At 71.4% G+C, this 15,882-nt stretch carries 13 protein-coding genes; 10 read left to right on the top strand and 3 right to left on the bottom strand.

Annotation, left to right across the window (positions count from 1 at the left end):
- Positions 1-40 precede the first annotated feature (40 nt).
- A complete protein-coding gene (locus tag C8E96_RS03270; RefSeq protein WP_176926821.1) occupies positions 41-2,596 on the top strand; it encodes a sensor domain-containing protein in 2,556 nt (851 codons plus the stop codon).
- Between the two features lie 92 nt (positions 2,597-2,688).
- Here the strand turns inward: C8E96_RS03270 and C8E96_RS03265 are convergent, their stop codons facing one another.
- A complete protein-coding gene (locus C8E96_RS03265) occupies positions 2,689-4,167 on the bottom strand; it encodes a bis-aminopropyl spermidine synthase family protein (RefSeq protein WP_091381668.1) in 1,479 nt (492 codons plus the stop codon).
- A 142-nt stretch (positions 4,168-4,309) separates the two neighbouring features.
- On the opposite strand from C8E96_RS03265, the gene C8E96_RS03260 reads away from it, so the two are divergent.
- From C8E96_RS03260 to C8E96_RS03245, 4 genes are read left to right on the top strand one after another with little or no spacing between them, the layout of a single operon-like run.
- Positions 4,310-5,425 (top strand): ATP-binding cassette domain-containing protein, encoded by a 1,116-nt coding sequence (locus C8E96_RS03260; protein WP_091381671.1) that lies wholly within the window; start codon positions 4,310-4,312, stop codon positions 5,423-5,425.
- Positions 5,422-6,066 (top strand): ABC transporter permease, encoded by a 645-nt coding sequence (locus tag C8E96_RS03255; RefSeq protein WP_091381674.1) that lies wholly within the window; start codon positions 5,422-5,424, stop codon positions 6,064-6,066. Before C8E96_RS03260 ends, C8E96_RS03255 begins: the two co-directional genes overlap by 4 nt.
- Complete coding sequence (locus C8E96_RS03250) at positions 6,063-6,758, top strand: ABC transporter permease (protein WP_091382018.1); 696 nt, start codon at positions 6,063-6,065, stop codon at positions 6,756-6,758. The genes C8E96_RS03255 and C8E96_RS03250 overlap by 4 nt, the downstream gene beginning before the upstream one ends.
- 11 nt (positions 6,759-6,769) lie before the next feature.
- Positions 6,770-7,687, top strand: coding sequence for an ABC transporter substrate-binding protein (locus tag C8E96_RS03245; RefSeq protein ID WP_091381676.1), 918 nt, complete (start codon positions 6,770-6,772; stop codon positions 7,685-7,687).
- A 39-nt stretch (positions 7,688-7,726) separates the two neighbouring features.
- On the opposite strand, the gene C8E96_RS03240 is transcribed toward C8E96_RS03245, so the two are convergent.
- Together C8E96_RS03240 and C8E96_RS03235 are read right to left on the bottom strand one after the other, a co-directional pair.
- On the bottom strand, positions 7,727-8,068 hold the full coding sequence (locus tag C8E96_RS03240) for a hypothetical protein (RefSeq protein WP_133794143.1): 342 nt from the start codon (positions 8,066-8,068) through the stop codon (positions 7,727-7,729).
- Between the two features lie 5 nt (positions 8,069-8,073).
- Positions 8,074-8,865: an IclR family transcriptional regulator gene (locus C8E96_RS03235; protein WP_091381682.1), complete on the bottom strand. Its 792-nt coding sequence runs from the start codon at positions 8,863-8,865 to the stop codon at positions 8,074-8,076.
- Positions 8,866-8,953: 88 nt separating this feature from the next.
- Here C8E96_RS03235 and hutH point away from each other — a divergent pair, with 88 nt between their 5' ends.
- From hutH to hutI, 5 genes are read left to right on the top strand one after another with little or no spacing between them, the layout of a single operon-like run.
- Positions 8,954-10,486 carry a histidine ammonia-lyase gene (hutH, locus tag C8E96_RS03230; protein ID WP_091381685.1) on the top strand — a complete coding sequence of 511 codons (1,533 nt, stop codon included), beginning with the start codon at positions 8,954-8,956 and terminating at the stop codon, positions 10,484-10,486.
- Positions 10,483-12,138, top strand: coding sequence for a urocanate hydratase (gene hutU / locus C8E96_RS03225; protein WP_091381687.1), 1,656 nt, complete (start codon positions 10,483-10,485; stop codon positions 12,136-12,138). Before hutH ends, hutU begins: the two co-directional genes overlap by 4 nt.
- Complete coding sequence (locus tag C8E96_RS03220; protein ID WP_091381690.1) at positions 12,135-13,334, top strand: allantoate amidohydrolase; 1,200 nt, start codon at positions 12,135-12,137, stop codon at positions 13,332-13,334. Before hutU ends, C8E96_RS03220 begins: the two co-directional genes overlap by 4 nt.
- Entirely contained in the window at positions 13,331-14,737 is a 1,407-nt protein-coding gene (locus C8E96_RS03215; RefSeq protein WP_091381692.1) for a formimidoylglutamate deiminase, read from the top strand. Before C8E96_RS03220 ends, C8E96_RS03215 begins: the two co-directional genes overlap by 4 nt.
- Complete coding sequence (gene hutI / locus C8E96_RS03210) at positions 14,734-15,882, top strand: imidazolonepropionase (protein ID WP_091382020.1); 1,149 nt, start codon at positions 14,734-14,736, stop codon at positions 15,880-15,882. The genes C8E96_RS03215 and hutI overlap by 4 nt, the downstream gene beginning before the upstream one ends.

Here is a 15,882-nt window from a genome sequence, read left to right as displayed (position 1 = left end):
GTGCCCCACCCGCCTACTCGAGGGTGGAGGGGATCGCTCCGTGGCCGAGCATGTCGTGCGCGTCGGGCTTCCCGGGGCCGTGATGCCCGCGGGAGCACTCGACGTCGACACCGGTCGCATTCTCGCGCCTGACCTGGGCGAATCGAGTGCCGCGGATGTTCTCGCGGACGTGGCCGCGGAACGCTCCTTGTTACTGGAGGCCCAGCGGATAGCCCGACTGGGCAGTTGGACGTTCGACATGGCCTCCGGTCTGGGCTACCTCTCCGACGGTTTGTGCAGGTTGTGCGGGTTGTCCCCGCGCGCCACGCTCGATGAGCTGCTCGCCCTCGTCCACCCCGATGACCAGCCCGCGGTCGCGCGCTTCCGCTCGCGGCTGTGCCGATACCGATCGGCCCAGCCCATCGAGCTGGAAGTGCGCGACCTCGCTGGTGAGCGCACCTATCTGGTGCGCGCCCGCACGGAATGCGACGCCAACGGCAAGCCGTCGAAGGTGCACGGCACCGTGCAGGACTTCACGAAGTTCCGCGCGATGGAGCGCCAGCTCACCCAGGACGGCAGGCTCTTCCGCGAGGCGCAGCGGGTCGCCCGGCTCGGCACCTGGGAGTGGAACACCAAAACTGGTGACTGTCTGTGGTCATCGATGCTCTACGAACTGGCCGGCGTGGAGCCAGGGACGAAGATCACATACGCGGATTATCTGGAGCTCTGCCACCCCGACGACCGCGGCTGGGTCGACCAGCGGTGGCAGGAACTTGCCGGCACGAAGCGGCCAGTGGAGTGCGAGCACCGGGTCATCCGCCCCGACGGCACGCGCCGGGTGTTCCGCATCCGCGGCGAGGCGGCCGGGCCCGACAGCGGCGACGCCGTGATGATCGGCACCGCCCAGGACGTCACCGAGCAGCGCTCCACGGAAACGCGGATGCAGCGCTCCAGCAAGCGGTTCACCGACCTGGTCGCCATCACCCCCGTCGGCATCGCCCTGTTCGACGACGCCGAACGGCTCGTCGACGCCAATGACGCCCTCTGCTCGCTGCTGGGCATGGACCTTGACCAGCTGCGCGGGATGACCGCCGAGCAGCTCACCCACCCCGACGACCGCCCCACGTCCCGTGGCGGCTCCCATTCGTTCCACAGTGGGCAGCGCGTGCTGGCCACCGCGACCGGCAAGCCGGTGTACTGCGAGCTCAACGCCACGGTCTCGGTGGCCGACGACGGGCAGCGGTTCTGGCTGGTCGTCTTCGCCGACGTCACCGACCGCAGACGGGCCGCGGAACGGCTGCGCTACCAGGCCACCCACGACGAGCTGACCGGCCTGCCGGGCCGCGCGGCGGTCAAGGAACTCCTGGCGAAGCTGCTCGGCGGCCGCGACTACGAACGCATCGCGCTGCTGTTCTGCGACGTAGACAACTTCAAGCGGGTCAACGACTCCCTCGGCCACGACGTCGGCGACGAGCTGATCACCGCCCTGGCCCGACGCCTGGAACGGGGACTGCCGCCGAGCTGCACGGTCGCCCGGATGTCCGGCGACGAGTACGTGGTCATCTGCTCGGATGTGGAGGAAGTCGGCGGCGTCGACGCGCTCGCCAACCTCGCCGCCAGCCTGCTCCGCACCGCGGTCCCGGTCCGTGGCCAGTTGCTTCGCGTGTCGGCCTGTATCGGCGCGGCCGTCCCGTCCGGCCAGGACACCAGCGGCGCCGACCTGCTGCGCTTTGCCGACGCCGCGATGTTCGCCGCGAAGGCGCGGGGCACCGGCCGGGTCTCCTTGGCCAGCGACGCCCTCATCGCCTCGGCCAACAGCCAGATGCTCCTCGAGGGCCAGCTGCGTGAGGCCATCGCCAACGACCAGCTGATCCTGCATTACCAGCCGGTGGTCGGCCCGGACGGAACCGTGCTGTCGGCCGAGGCCCTGGTCCGCTGGCCGCACCCGGAACGCGGCCTGCTGCTGCCCGGCGAGTTCCTCCCCGTCGCCGAACAGGGCGACCTGCTGGGTGAACTCGACCGCTGGGTCCTGCGCGCGGCCCTGACCGAGGCGGCGGAATGGCCGCAGATCAACGGAAGCACCCTGGGCGGGGGAGTCGGCATCGCCGTCAACCTCGCGGGCCTGGTGCCCGGCGACCCGGAGTTCGTCGAGGTCGTCTGTGCCACCGTCGCCGCCACCGGCATCGCCTGGGACCGGGTGGTGCTCGAGTTGGTGGAGACCAGCCTCATCGACCTGCCGTCCCGCAGCCGCGAGGCCATGGCCGAACTGGTGGAACGCGGCGTCCGCTTCGCCGTGGACGACTTCGGCACCGGCTACTCGTCGCTGGCCCGGCTCAAGGAACTGCCCGCCCAGATCATCAAGATCGACCGCCGCTTCGTCTCCGGCGTGGCCACCGACGCGTCGGACTTCGCCGTCGCCCGAGCCCTGGTCGACATGGCCCGCGCCATGGGCCGCAGCTGCGTCGCCGAGGGCGTCGAGAACGCCACCCAGTTCCACGTCCTGCGCGGCGTCGGCGTGGACGCCTACCAGGGCTGGCTCCTCTCCAGGCCCCTACCTGCCAAGGACTTCCGCGAAATCCTCAAGCTGGGCCCCGTCCACATCCCCAGCGGAGCTTAGGGACCCCCGCGAGTCGCCCGCTCAGGCAAGCGAGTCGCCCCGCCAGGCAAGCGAGTCGCACGTTCAGGACAGTGAGTTCGACCTTCGCGTCGTCAGTCCTTGGCCGCGTCGAGGATCGCCGCGATCCGGTGCCGGGGAAGGTCGATCAGCCGGGCGCCGAGGTCGGCCTCGTCCGGTGCCAGCTCCGCGATCCGGTCCCGTGCTTCCCGCTTCGTCAGCGATCCGCTGTCCCGGATGAGCGCTTCCCGCCACACATTGCCCAGCTTGCCGTGGACACGTTCCAGCAGCGCCGACGCGACACCCTGAGCCGGGACGGGCTCGGCAATGACGACGGCGTGCTTCCCGTCCGGGGTGCTGCGGTGGAAGGTGAGCCGGTACTTCGCCCCCACCAACTCCCGCAGCGCCACCTGTCCGCGCTGGTCGGTGATGTCCGAGTGGTTGTTCCCCACCAGCGCACCCACCCGCGCCGGGGGACCGGCCAGCAGCGTGCGCGCCAGCCACGGGCCCGGGTCGGCGGTCAGGTCGAACGCGACCGGACCCGACGCCTTCACCGGCGCTGACCAGCCCGGACCGAGCAGCGTCGGCTGAACCGTGTCGTCGCCACGCGTCAGCCGGAGCAGGGCGGCGATGGCTTCCGGGTCCGGCCCGCCGGACTCGATCGACTGCGGTCCATGCGTGTAGATCCCGGTGTCCCCGGCGCGGACCGCCACCTCGGCCAGCTTCGGCGACTTGCCGGTCGGCTGCAGCACGTAGAGGTCACTCGCACTGCCCACCGCCTGCGCGCCCAGGTACCGGTTGAACCCCGGCAGCACCGCCTCGAACACCAGCCCCAGCCGCAGCACCTCCTGCTGCACCTTCAAGCCCAGCGCCGGGTTCCGCTCGCTGTACCCGTACGCGACGACCACCCGCCCTTCCGGCCGCAGCGACTCCACGCCCCGCGCCAGGAACAGCCGCATTCCCTCCGGCGTGTACGGCGGGTCGGTGAACACCAGGTCCGCTTCCACCTCGGGCATGCCGAACCGCAGGTCCGCGTGCAGGCAGCGGATGTCGAGCCCGCGCTCCCGGGCCGTCGCGTCGATGTAGGCCAGCAGGTCCTCGTCGAGGTCCAGGACCGTGGCCGACAGCTCCGGGCGCAGGGTGCAGGCGGCCAGCGCGGTCAGGTCGTGGTCGCCGACGCACAGCAGCCGCGCGCCCGGCAGGTGGTAGGTCTCGTCGAGCCACCGGGCCCGGCGCAGCATCGTGTCCAGGTCGGCCTGGACGTGGTCGAGCGCGCGCCGGGGCTTGGGTACACCGTCGAGGTAGCGCTCGAAGAGGGGCCGCAACTCGTCATCGCCGGCCGTGGGCAGCGGGGTGACTAGGGCCGGGTCGACGTTGTCGAGCCGCCACTGGTCCCCGTCGCGCTGGGCGCCAGCGGCGGCCAGGAGGTCTTCGACCGTGCGGCGGGGGACGGCGCTGGTGCGGATCAGCCAGTCCAGAGTCCGCGGGCCCTCGGTGAGCGCGGCGGCCAGCAGGCGCAGCGGGCGGGAGTGCACGCCGCGATCGGCGAGGAAGTTCGCGAGGGAGTCGGCCACAGTCAAGAGAGCCTATGAGGACGCTGACCGGCTCGAAGGCCAGGGTCCTCAGATCGTGGAACGACCTGCCACTGTCGGTCCTGCGGGCTAAGGTCGAACGATCAACGGCCGGCAAGGAGCCGTGCGACCCGAGGAGCTTCGAGTGATCGAGTTCCAGGCCGTGACGAAGCGGTACGACGACGGCACGGTCGCGGTGGACAGCCTGGACCTGGCGATCGAGGACGGCGGCATCACCGTCTTCGTCGGCCCGTCCGGCTGCGGCAAGACGACCTCCCTGCGGATGATCAACCGGATGATCGACGCCACCTCCGGCACGATCCTGCTCGACGGCGCCGACATCCGCGCGCAGTCCCCGGCGAAGCTGCGGCGCGGCATCGGGTACGTCATCCAGCACGCGGGCCTGTTCCCGCACCGCACCGTCCTCGACAACGTCGCCACGGTCCCGGTGCTCCTCGGCACCCGCAAATCCACCGCCCGCAAGCAGGCCGCGGAGCTGCTCGAACGTGTCGGCCTGCCCGTTGAGCTGGGCAAACGCTACCCGTCGCAGCTTTCCGGCGGGCAGCAGCAGCGGGTCGGCGTGGCCAGGGCGCTCGCCGCCAACCCGCCGGTGCTGCTAATGGACGAGCCGTTCAGCGCGGTCGACCCGGTCGTGCGCGACGGCCTGCAGGAGGAGTTGCTGCGCCTGCAGTCCGACCTCGGCAAGACCATCGTGTTCGTCACCCACGACATCGACGAGGCCATCAAGCTCGGCGACAAGGTCGCGGTGCTGCGCGTCGGCGGCAGGCTCGCCCAGTACGCCACGCCGGCCGAGCTGCTGGCCAAGCCTGCCGACGACTTCGTCGCCTCCTTCGTCGGCCGTGACCGCGGCTACCGCGCGCTCGGTTTCCTTTCCGCCCAAGGTGTTCCGGTCGGACCGGTCGCCACCGTCGCGCTGGGCGCGTCCGCCGAGCAGGCTCGGGGGAGTCTCGACAACGGCTGGGCCGTGGTGGTCGACGAGGCGAAGCGCCCGCTCGGCTGGGTGTCCGACACCTCTTTGTCCACAGTGGACCATGTGCGCGCCGAGGATCTCGTCTCCGGCGGCTCACTGTTCGAAGTGGACAGCGGCACGCTGCGAACCGCCCTCGACTCGGCGCTCAGTTCCCCTGCCGCCCTTGGTATCGCGATCGACGCCCAGGGCGCGGTGGTCGGCGGGGTCGTCGCGGACACCGTCGTCAAGGCGCTGGCCGACGCCCGCCGCACCGGCGAGGTGCCCACATGACCTGGATCCTCGACCACCTCGACGTCCTGTTCGCCACCAGCCTCGACCACCTGTGGCTGGCCCTGATCCCGGTGGTCGCCGGCCTGCTGATCTCGCTGCCGCTGGGCTGGATGGCGAGCCGCTGGCGGCTGGCCAAGTCGATCCTGGTGCCCACGGCGGGGATGCTCTACACGATCCCGTCGCTGGCCCTGTTCGTGCTGATGCCGCTCATCCTCGGCACCCAGATCCTCGACCCGCTCAACGTCATCGCCGCCCTTACCATCTACACGGTCGCGCTGCTGGTCCGGTCGGTCGCCGACGCACTGGCAGCCGTCCCGCCCGCCGTCACCGCCGCCGCCACAGCGATGGGATACCGGCCGCTGGGTCGGTTCTTCGCCGTGGAACTCCCGCTGGCGGTGCCGGTGCTGCTGGCCGGTGTGCGGGTCGCGACGGTGTCGAACATCAGCCTCGTCAGCGTCGGCGCGCTCATCGGCGTCGGCGGGCTCGGGAAGTTCTTCACCGAGGGCTACCAGCGCGGCAATCCGGCCGAGATCATCGCGGCGATCGTCGCGATCCTGGTGCTGGCACTGCTGATGGAGCTCATCCTCGTGATCACCGGCCGGGTGCTGACTCCGTGGGCACGGGCGGGAGGTACGCGATGAGCGTCTTCGCGCAGATCTGGGCTTGGCTCACCAGCCCGGACAACTGGGCTCCCAACGCCATCCCGCTGCGCCTGGTGCAGCACTTGCAGTACACCGCCACCGCGATCCCCATCGCCGCCCTGATCGCCGTCCCGGTGGGCGCCTACATCGGCCACACCCGGCGCGGCGGCACCCTCGTCGTCGGTCTCCTGAACTCGGTCCGAGCGCTGCCCGAGCTGGGCATGCTGGTCCTCCTGGTGCCCGCCATGGGTTTGCTGCTCGCCTTCGAGGCGCTCACGATCGTGCTCGTGCTCATCGCGGTCCCGCCGCTGCTGGCCGGAACGTACGCGGGCGTCCGCAACGTCGAACCGTCCATTGTGGACGCCGCGCGCGGGATGGGGATGAGCGAACGGGAAGTGCTGTTCAAAGTCGAACTCCCGAACGCCCTGCCGCTGATGCTCGGCGCGCTGCGGGCGGCGACGCTGCAGGTGATCGCGACCGCCAGCATCGCGGCATTCGTGGCGCTGGGCGGACTCGGCCGGTTCGTCATCGACGGCAACTCGTTCCGCGAGTTCGACCAGATGGCCGGGGGCGCGGTGCTCATCGCCGCGCTCGCGATCACCGTGGAGCTTGTTCTCGCGGGTGTGCAGTGGCTGGTGGTCTCGCCGGGACTGCGGCCGACCCGCACCAGGAAACGGAAAGCAACGACGTGAGGAGATCCCCGATGAAGCGCGTACTCGTCGGCGCGGCGACCACTCTGGCCGCGGCGCTCACCCTGAGCGCGTGCGGCGGCGGGTCCGACCCGCTGGGCAACGCGACCACCGCCGCACCACCGGCGCCGACGGACACCATCGCCATCGGCTCGGCGAACTTCCCGGAAAGCACCCTGCTCGCCGAGATCTACGCGAGCGCGCTGGAGGCCAAGGGCGTCAAGGTCACCAAGAAGCTCAACATCGGCAGCCGCGAGACCTACTACGCCGGTCTGCAGGACGGGTCGATCGACCTGATCCCGGAGTACACCGGGGTCCTGCTGCTGCACGTGAACAAGGAAGCCAAGGAAACCACGTCCGACGACGTCTACGCGGCGCTGCAGAAGTCGCTTCCGGGGAAACTGACCGTGCTGGCCAAGTCGGCTGCGGAGAACAAGGACGCGGTCGTCGTCACGAAGGAGACCGCGGACAAGCTCGGCGTCAAGTCCATCGCCGACCTCGCGGGCAAGGGCCCGGTCGTCTTCGGCGGCCCCCCGGAGTTCCAGAAGCGCGCCGACGGCATCCCGGGCCTGCAGTCCAGCTATGGCCTGCAGGTCTCGGAGTACAAGTCGCTCGACGTGGGCGGCCCGCTGACCGTGGACGCCCTCAAGAGCGGCGTCGTGCAGGCGGCTGACCTGTTCACCACCGACCCGGCCATCACCGCGAACAACTTCGTCGTCCTGGACGACCCGAAGTCCAACTTCGCCGCCCAGAACGTCGTCCCGCTGATCAACAAGTCCAAGGCGAGCGACACGATCAAGCAGGTCCTCGACGCCATCTCGGCGAAGCTGACCACCGAGACGCTGATCGAGCTCAACACCAAACTCAACGCCCCGGACAAGCCGGACGCGTCGAAGGTCGCCAAGGACTGGCTGGCCTCCGCCGGAATCTGAGCCGGTAACCGGGCAGGCGCCGCACCGGCGTCTGCCCGGTCACGCGGGCGGGTCCTGGTCGAGGAAGAACTCGACCTCGCCGCTCTTGGTGCGCCGGAAGCCGAGCGCCGTGGTCGCGTTCAGGCCTTCCCCGTGGTCGGTGGTCAGGTACTCCACCGCGTGGATCTTGGTCAGGGACAGCGCTTCCGGCATGCCGTACTGCTCGCTCATCTTGTCCAAATACTCGGCGAGCAGCTCGGCGGGCAGCGTGAGAACCGGCTCGTACCAGAACGCGCGCCGCGACCTGCCGCGCACCACGTAGTCGTCGGTGTCCCGGATCCGGTCCAGCACCAGGTCTTCCCGCTCCAGGCAGGTGCGGATGTCGTCGCGATAGTCGGTCAAGTCGCTCACCTCTCGTTCGCCGGATCGTGCCCGCCGATGCGTCCGCTCAGCTCGCCCGCCGCCCGCCGCGTCTCCGCCGCCAAGTCCGGCCACTGTTCCCCGCACTCGGTCTCGCAGGTGTGCCGGAACGTCGTGCTGATCGCCGCCACCGGATGCCCGCCGTGGTCGAACACCGGCGCCGCCACCGACGCGAAGCCGACCGTCACATAACCGTCCTCCACCGCCCACCCCCGCCGCCGCTCGGCGCCCAGCAACCCCCGCAGCGCGGGTAGATGGGCGGGCCCGCGCCCGGTGCGGTCGACGAACGCCCCCCGGTTCGGGAACAGGGCCCGCACCTGCGCGGCGGGCAGGTGGGCCAGCATCGCCCGGCCGGACGCGGGCAGGTGCGCGGGCAGCCGGACACCCACATCGGTCACCACGGTGTGCGGGTGCGCGGGCTGTTCCCGCAGCAGATACAGGGTCTCGCCGCCGTGCAGGACACCCAGGTGGGCGGTGTGCCCGGTGCGCTCGATCAGCCGACGCAGCAGCGGCCGGGCGAGGCGTTCCAGCGGGTCATGGCGCAGGTAGGCCGAGCCCAGTTCGAACGCCGCCAGCCCCAGCCCGTAGCGCCGCTCCTCCGGCAGGTGGGTCACGAAACCGGCGTCGGCCAGCTCGCCGAGCAGGTGATACGTCGTCGACCGGGGCAGGCCCAACTCCCGGGCGAGCGCCGCCGCCGTCACCGGGCCCGCCTTGCCCGCGAGCAGGCGCAACACCGCCAGGCCACGCCGCAGCGCGGGCACATCGCTGCTCGAACCCACGGACCCACGATACGCCGAGTCTGGGATACCAGACACTCTCACCCGATCCCCCCTCGTGCGCGGGCCTGCCACGCGTTGAGATGGGCCCATGCTGGAACTGGTTGAGATCGACGGCGGCCCGCTGACCCGCGCGGACGTCGTGAAGGTCGCACGGACCGCCGCCCGGGTGCGCATCAGTGAGGACGCGCTCGCCGGGGTCGCCAAGTCACGCGCGCACATCGAGGAGCTGGCCAACGCCGAGCAGCCGACCTACGGCGTCTCGACCGGGTTCGGCGCCCTGGCCACCCGCCACATCCCGCTCGACAAGCGCGCCGCCCTGCAGCGTTCGCTGATCCGCTCGCACGCCGCGGGCGCCGGTCCGCACGTCGAGGACGAGGTCGTCCGCGCCCTGATGCTGCTGCGCCTGCGCACCCTCGCCACCGGCCGCACCGGCGTCCGGCAGTCCACCGTCGAGACGATGCTGGAGCTGCTCAACCAGCGCATTCACCCCGTCGTGCACGAGTACGGCTCGCTGGGCTGCTCCGGCGACCTGGCGCCGCTCTCGGCCGTGGCGCTCGCGCTGATGGGCGAGGGCCTGGTCCACGACCGCACGGGCGCGCTTCGCCCGGCCGCCGAGGTGATGGCCGAGCGGAACGTGCGCCCGGTCGAGCTGGCCGAGAAGGAAGGCCTGGCGCTGATCAACGGCACCGACGGCATGCTCGGCATGCTGTGCCTGGCCCTGGCCGACCTGCACGCGCTGCTCGACGTCGCCGACCTGACCGCCGCGATGAGCGTCGAGGCGCTGCTGGGCACCGACCGCGTCTTCGCCCCCGACCTGCACGCGCTGCGCCCGCACCCCGGCCAGAGCGTGTCCGCGGCCAACATGTCCCGCTTCCTCGCCGGGTCGCCGATCGTGGAGAGCCACCGCGGCCCCGAGTGCAACCGGGTACAGGACGCCTACTCGCTGCGCTGTTCCCCGCAGGTGCACGGCGCCGCCCGCGACACCGTCGGGTACGCCGAGACCGTCGCCGACCGCGAACTGGCCTCCGCCATCGACAACCCGGTCGTGCTGCCCGACGGCCGCGTCGAGTCCAACGGAAACTTCCACGGCGCGCCCGTCGCCTACGTGCTCGACTTCCTGGCCATCCCGGTCGCCGACGTCGCCAGCATGGCCGAGCGGCGCACCGACCGGATGCTCGACGTCGCCCGCTCGCACGGCCTGCCGCCGTTCCTCGCCGACGACCCCGGCGTGGACTCCGGCCACATGATCGCCCAGTACACGCAGGCCGCGATCGTCTCCGAACTCAAGCGCCTGGCCGTCCCGGCGTCGGTCGACTCGATCCCGAGCAGCGCGATGCAGGAGGACCACGTCTCGATGGGCTGGTCCGCCGCGCGCAAGCTGCGCAAGGCCGTCGACGGGCTGACCACCGTCCTGGCCATCGAACTGCTGACCGCCGCCCGCGCGCTCGACATGCGCAAGCCCCTGCTGCCCGGCCCGCTGACCGGCGCGGCCGTCGCCGTCCTGCGCGAGCACGTCGAAGGACCCGGCGCCGACCGCCACCTCGCTCCCGAAATCGCCGCCGCCGAGGACCTGATCCGTTCCGGCGACCTGATGACCGCCGTCACCCGGAGGACCGCATGAGCACCGCCCGACCCGTGCGCGCTGCCCGAGGCACCACGCTGACCGCCCGCAACTGGCAGACCGAGGCCGCGCTGCGGATGTTCCACAACAACCTCGACCCCGAGGTCGCCGAGCGGCCCGACGACCTTGTCGTCTACGGCGGCACCGGCAAGGCCGCGCGCAACTGGGCGAGCTTCGACGCGATCACGCGTGAGCTGACCAACCTCGCCGCGGACGAGACTCTCCTTGTGCAGTCCGGAAAACCGGTCGGCGTCATGCGCACCCACGAGTGGGCGCCGCGGGTGCTGATCGCGAACTCGAACCTGGTGGGCGACTGGGCCACGTGGCCGGAGTTCCGCAAGCTCGAGGCCGAGGGCCTGATGATGTACGGCCAGATGACCGCGGGCTCGTGGATCTACATCGGCACCCAGGGCATCCTCCAGGGCACCTATGAGACCTTCTCGGCGATCGCCAACAAGCGGTTCGGCGGAACCCTGCGCGGAACACTGACGCTGACCGCGGGCCTCGGTGGCATGGGTGGCGCGCAACCGCTTGCGGTGACGATGAACGACGGTGTCGTGCTGTGCGTCGAGGTCGACCCCGACCGCGCCCGCCGCCGGGTCGAGACCCGCTACCTCGACGAGCTGGTCGACTCCCTCGACGACGCCATCGCCCGCGTCGAGCAGGCCAAGCGGGAGAAGCGACCGCTGTCGGTCGGCGTGATCGGCAACGCCGCCGAGGTGTTCCCCGAGCTCCTGCGCCGGGGCGTCGACATCGACATCGTCACCGACCAGACCTCCGCGCACGACCCGCTGGCGTACCTGCCGCGCGGCATCGACGTGGCCGACTGGCACGACTACGCGGCCAAGAAGCCCGACGAGTTCACCGACCGCGCCCGCGAGTCGATGGCCGAGCACGTCGGCGCGATGGTCGGGTTCCTGGACAAGGGCGCCGAGGTTTTCGACTACGGCAACTCGATTCGCAGCGAGGCCAAGCTCGGCGGGTGTGAGCGCGCGTTCGACTTCCCCGGTTTCGTGCCCGCCTACATCCGGCCGCTGTTCTGCGAGGGCAAGGGCCCGTTCCGCTGGGCCGCGCTCTCCGGCGACCCGGCCGACATCGCCGCCACCGACCGGGCGATGCTGGAACTGTTCCCGGAGAACGAATCCCTGGCCCGGTGGATCAAGATGGCGGGGGAAAGGGTCGAGTTCCAGGGACTCCCGGCGCGCATCTGCTGGCTCGGCTACGGCGAACGGCACCTGGCGGGCCTGCGGTTCAACGAGATGGTCGCCAACGGCGAGGTGTCCGCACCCATCGTGATCGGCCGCGACCACCTCGACTGCGGCTCGGTCGCCTCCCCGTACCGGGAGACCGAGGCGATGGCCGACGGCTCCGACGCGATCGCCGACTGGCCGCTGCTCAACGCGCTGATCAACACCGCGTCCGGCGCCACCTGGGTGTCGATCCACCACGGCGGCGGCGTCGGCATCGGCCGCTCGATCCACGCGGGCCAGGTCACCGTCGCCGACGGGACACCGCTGGCCGCCCAGAAGATCGAGCGCGTGCTCACCAACGACCCGGCGATGGGCGTCATTCGCCATGTCGACGCCGGGTACGACCGGGCGGACGAGGTCGCGGCGGAGCGCGGCGTGACTGTCCCCATGGCCCGCTCGTGACGGCCGCGGGCCTGCTGGGCGATATCGCGGGCGTCGGCGCGGATCCCCGGCGCGGCGGCTTCTCCCGGCACGGGTTCGACCGGTCGGAGCTGGAACTGCGCGAGTGGTTCCGGGCGGCGGCCGTCGCCCGGGGGCTCGACGTGGAGACCGACCGCAACGGGACGATGTGGGCCTGGTGGGGGCCGCCGGGTGATGGGGCGGTCGTCACCGGCAGCCACCTCGACTCGGTGCCCGGCGGCGGCGCCTACGACGGCCCGCTCGGTGTGACGTCCGCGCTGGTCGCCGTGGACCTGTTGCGAGCGCGCGGTTTCACCCCCGGGAAGCCGCTCGCAATCGCTGTGTTCGCCGAAGAGGAGGGCGGCCGCTTCGGCGTCGCCTGCCTCGGCTCCCGCCTGATGACCGGCGCGCTCGACCCGGACGCGGCCCGACGGCTCACCGACCCCGACGGCGTGACACTGGCCGACGCGGTGCGCGCGGCCGGGCTCGACCCGGCGGGACTGGGCCCGGATCCTGTTGCCATGGCTCGGATCGGTGTGTTCGTCGAGCTGCATGTCGAGCAGGGCAAGGGTTTGGTGGACCTGGGTGCGCCGGTGGCGGTGGCCAGCTCGATCCTGGCGCACGGCCGCTGGCGGTTCAGCTTCGCCGGTGAGGGAAACCACGCGGGCGCCACGCTGCTGACCGACCGGCGCGACCCCATGCTCCCCGCCGCCCAGGTAGTCCTCGCCGCCCGCCGCGCCGCGTCCGGCATCGAGGGCGCCCGGGCGACGGTCGGCAAGGTCGTCCCGAACCCGGGTGGCACCAACGTCATCGCGTCCACAGTGGACGTCTGGCTCGACGCCCGAGCCGAGGACGACTTCCGCACCAGGGCGGTGGTGGCCGACATCAGCGACGCCGCCCGGGTGGCGGCCGAGGAGGAGGGCTGCACGGTCACCGTCACCGAAGAGTCGTACGGTGACACCGTGATCTTCGACCCGGCCCTGCGCGACGACCTCGCGGCAACCCTGGGCGACGTCCCCGCCCTGCCCACGGGCGCGGGCCACGACGCGGGCATCCTCGCCGCCCACCGCCCCACCGCGATGCTGTTCGTCCGCAACCCGACCGGTATCAGCCACGCCCCAGCCGAGTTCGCCGAAGCCTCCGACTGCGCCGCGGGCGCGGCGGCCCTCGCCGACGTCCTGGCCCACCTGGCCCGATGACCACCTACCACTGCGAACGGGCCTGGCTGCCCGAGGGCATCACTCAGGACGTCCTGATCACCGTCGCCGCCGACGGCACCATCGACGCGGTCACCACCCCGGACAGGGCCCATCCACAGGGTTATCCACAGCCCCCGGTCGACCCCTCCCTTTTGTCACCCCCCACCGATAGACTGGCCAAGGGCCGTCCCCCCAGGGAAGGGCGGGGGCTGCCCGAGGGCGTGGTTTCGTTGCGTGGCTTGGTTTTTCCGGGTTTTGCCAACGCTCATTCGCATGCGTTCCACCGAGCGCTGCGGGGGCGGACCCATGGTGACGGGGGGACGTTCTGGACTTGGCGTGAGCGGATGTACGCCCTGGCCGCCAAGCTCGACCCGGATACCTACCTCGCGCTCGCGCGTGCCGCCTACGCCGAGATGGCGCTCGCTGGGGTCACCTGCGTCGGCGAGTTCCACTACCTGCACCACGCCCCTGGTGGCCGCCGCTACGACGACCCCAACGCCATGGGGGCCGCGCTGATTCAGGCCGCGAAGGACGCGGGTATCCGTCTCACCCTCCTCGACACCTGTTATCTCGCAGGGGGAATCAACACCCCGGTGTCGGCCGAGCAGCTTCGGTTCAGTGACGGTACGGCGCAGGCTTGGGCGAGTCGGGTCGCCGAGCTCAAAGCCGATGCCACCACGCGGATCGGTGGGGCGATCCACTCGGTGCGCGCGGTTCCCCGTGCGGCGCTGTCCGAGGTCGGTGCCTGCGCGGGCCCGCTCCATGTGCACCTGTCCGAGCAGCCCGCCGAGAACGAGGCGTGTCTCGCCGCCTATGGCCGCACGCCCACCGAACTCCTTTCCGACGCCGGTGTCCTCAGCCCCCGCACCACCGCCGTGCACGCCACCCACCTCACCGCAGGCGACATCGCCCTCCTCGGCGCGTCCGGCACCGGTGCCTGTTTCTGTCCCACCACCGAAGGCGACCTCGCCGACGGGCTCGGCCCCGCGCGCGAACTGCTGTCGGCGGGATCGCCGCTGTCCCTCGGCAGCGACCAGCACGCCGTGGTCGACCCGCTGGTCGAAGCGCGCGCCCTCGAACACGGCGAACGATTCCGCACCGGTGAGCGCGGCAGGCTGAGTCCGGACGAACTTCTCACCGCGATGACCACCGCGGGCCACGCCGCCCTGGGCTGGCCGGAGGTCGGACAGCTCAAGGTGGGCGCCCCCGCCGATTTCGTCGCCGTCCGGCTCGACACCCCGCGCACGGCCGGATGCCTTCCCGGACAGGCCATGTTCGCCGCCACCGCGTCCGATGTGGACACTGTGGTGGTCGGCGGTCGTGTGATCGTCCGCGAGGGCGCGCATATGCTCGGTGACGTCGGATCATTGCTGGGCAAGGCGATCGAAGGGTTGTGGGCGTGAGCATTCTGGTGACCGGAATCGCCGAACTGACCACCAACGACGACGAACTCGGCACCCTCGCCGATGCCGCGGTGGTCCTCGACGGTGACCGCGTCGCCTGGGTCGGTCCCGCCGTCGACGCCCCCGCGGCGGACGAACGGGTCGACGTCGAAGGGCGGGCCGTCCTCCCCGGCTGGGTGGACAGCCACACCCACCTCGTCTTCGCCGGTGACCGCACCGCCGAGTTCGCCGCGCGGATGGCGGGAAAGCCGTACACCGCGGGCGGAATCGCCGTCACGGTCGAGGCGACCCGCGCGGCCACCGACGAGGAGCTGAGCGTGGGCCTGCGCCGCCACGTCGCCGAGGCGGTCGCCCAAGGGACGACGTACCTGGAAACCAAGACGGGCTACGGCCTCACGGTCGAAGACGAGGTCCGCTCCGCCCGCCTGGCCGCCGAACACGCCGACGAGGTCACCTTCCTCGGCGCCCACCTCGTCCCACCCGGCACCGACCCGCAGTCCTATGTGGACCTCGTCACCGGCGAGATGCTCGACGCCGTCGCGCCGCACGTGCGCTGGGCGGATGTCTTCTGTGAGACCGGCGCCTTCGACGAGTCGCAGTCCCGCGCGGTGCTCACCGCCGCCGCCGCGAAGGGGTTGGGCCTGCGGGTGCACGGAAACCAGCTCGGACCTGGCCCCGGCGTGCGCCTCGCCGTCGAGCTGAACGCCGCCAGCGTCGACCACTGCACGTACCTCACCGAGTCCGATGTGGACGCGCTCGCGAACAGCGACACCGTGGCCACCCTGCTGCCCGCCTGCGACCTCTCCACCCGCCAGCCACTCCCCGACGCCCGCGCGCTGCTCGACGCGGGTGCCACCGTCGCACTCGCCTCCAACTGCAACCCGGGCTCGTCCTACACCTCGTCGATGGCCTACTGCGTCACCACCGCCGTCCTGCAGATGCGCATGTCCGTCGCCGAAGCCGTCCGCGCCGCCACCTGGGGCGGCGCCCGCGCCCTGCGCCGTGAACACGAAGTCGGCATCGTGCGCCCCGGCGCCCGCGCCGACCTGCACGTGCTGAACGCGCCATCGGCCACCCACCTCGCCTACCGCCCCGGTGTCCCCCTCACCTGGGCTGTGTGGCGGGCAGGGAAGCGCGTGTCCTGA

Origin of the sequence: Actinokineospora alba (assembly GCF_004362515.1) — a bacterium.
Lineage (GTDB): Bacteria > Actinomycetota > Actinomycetes > Mycobacteriales > Pseudonocardiaceae > Actinokineospora > Actinokineospora alba.
The sequence above is the reverse complement of the archived record's forward strand: the minus strand, read 5'-3'. Positions and strand labels throughout refer to the sequence as shown.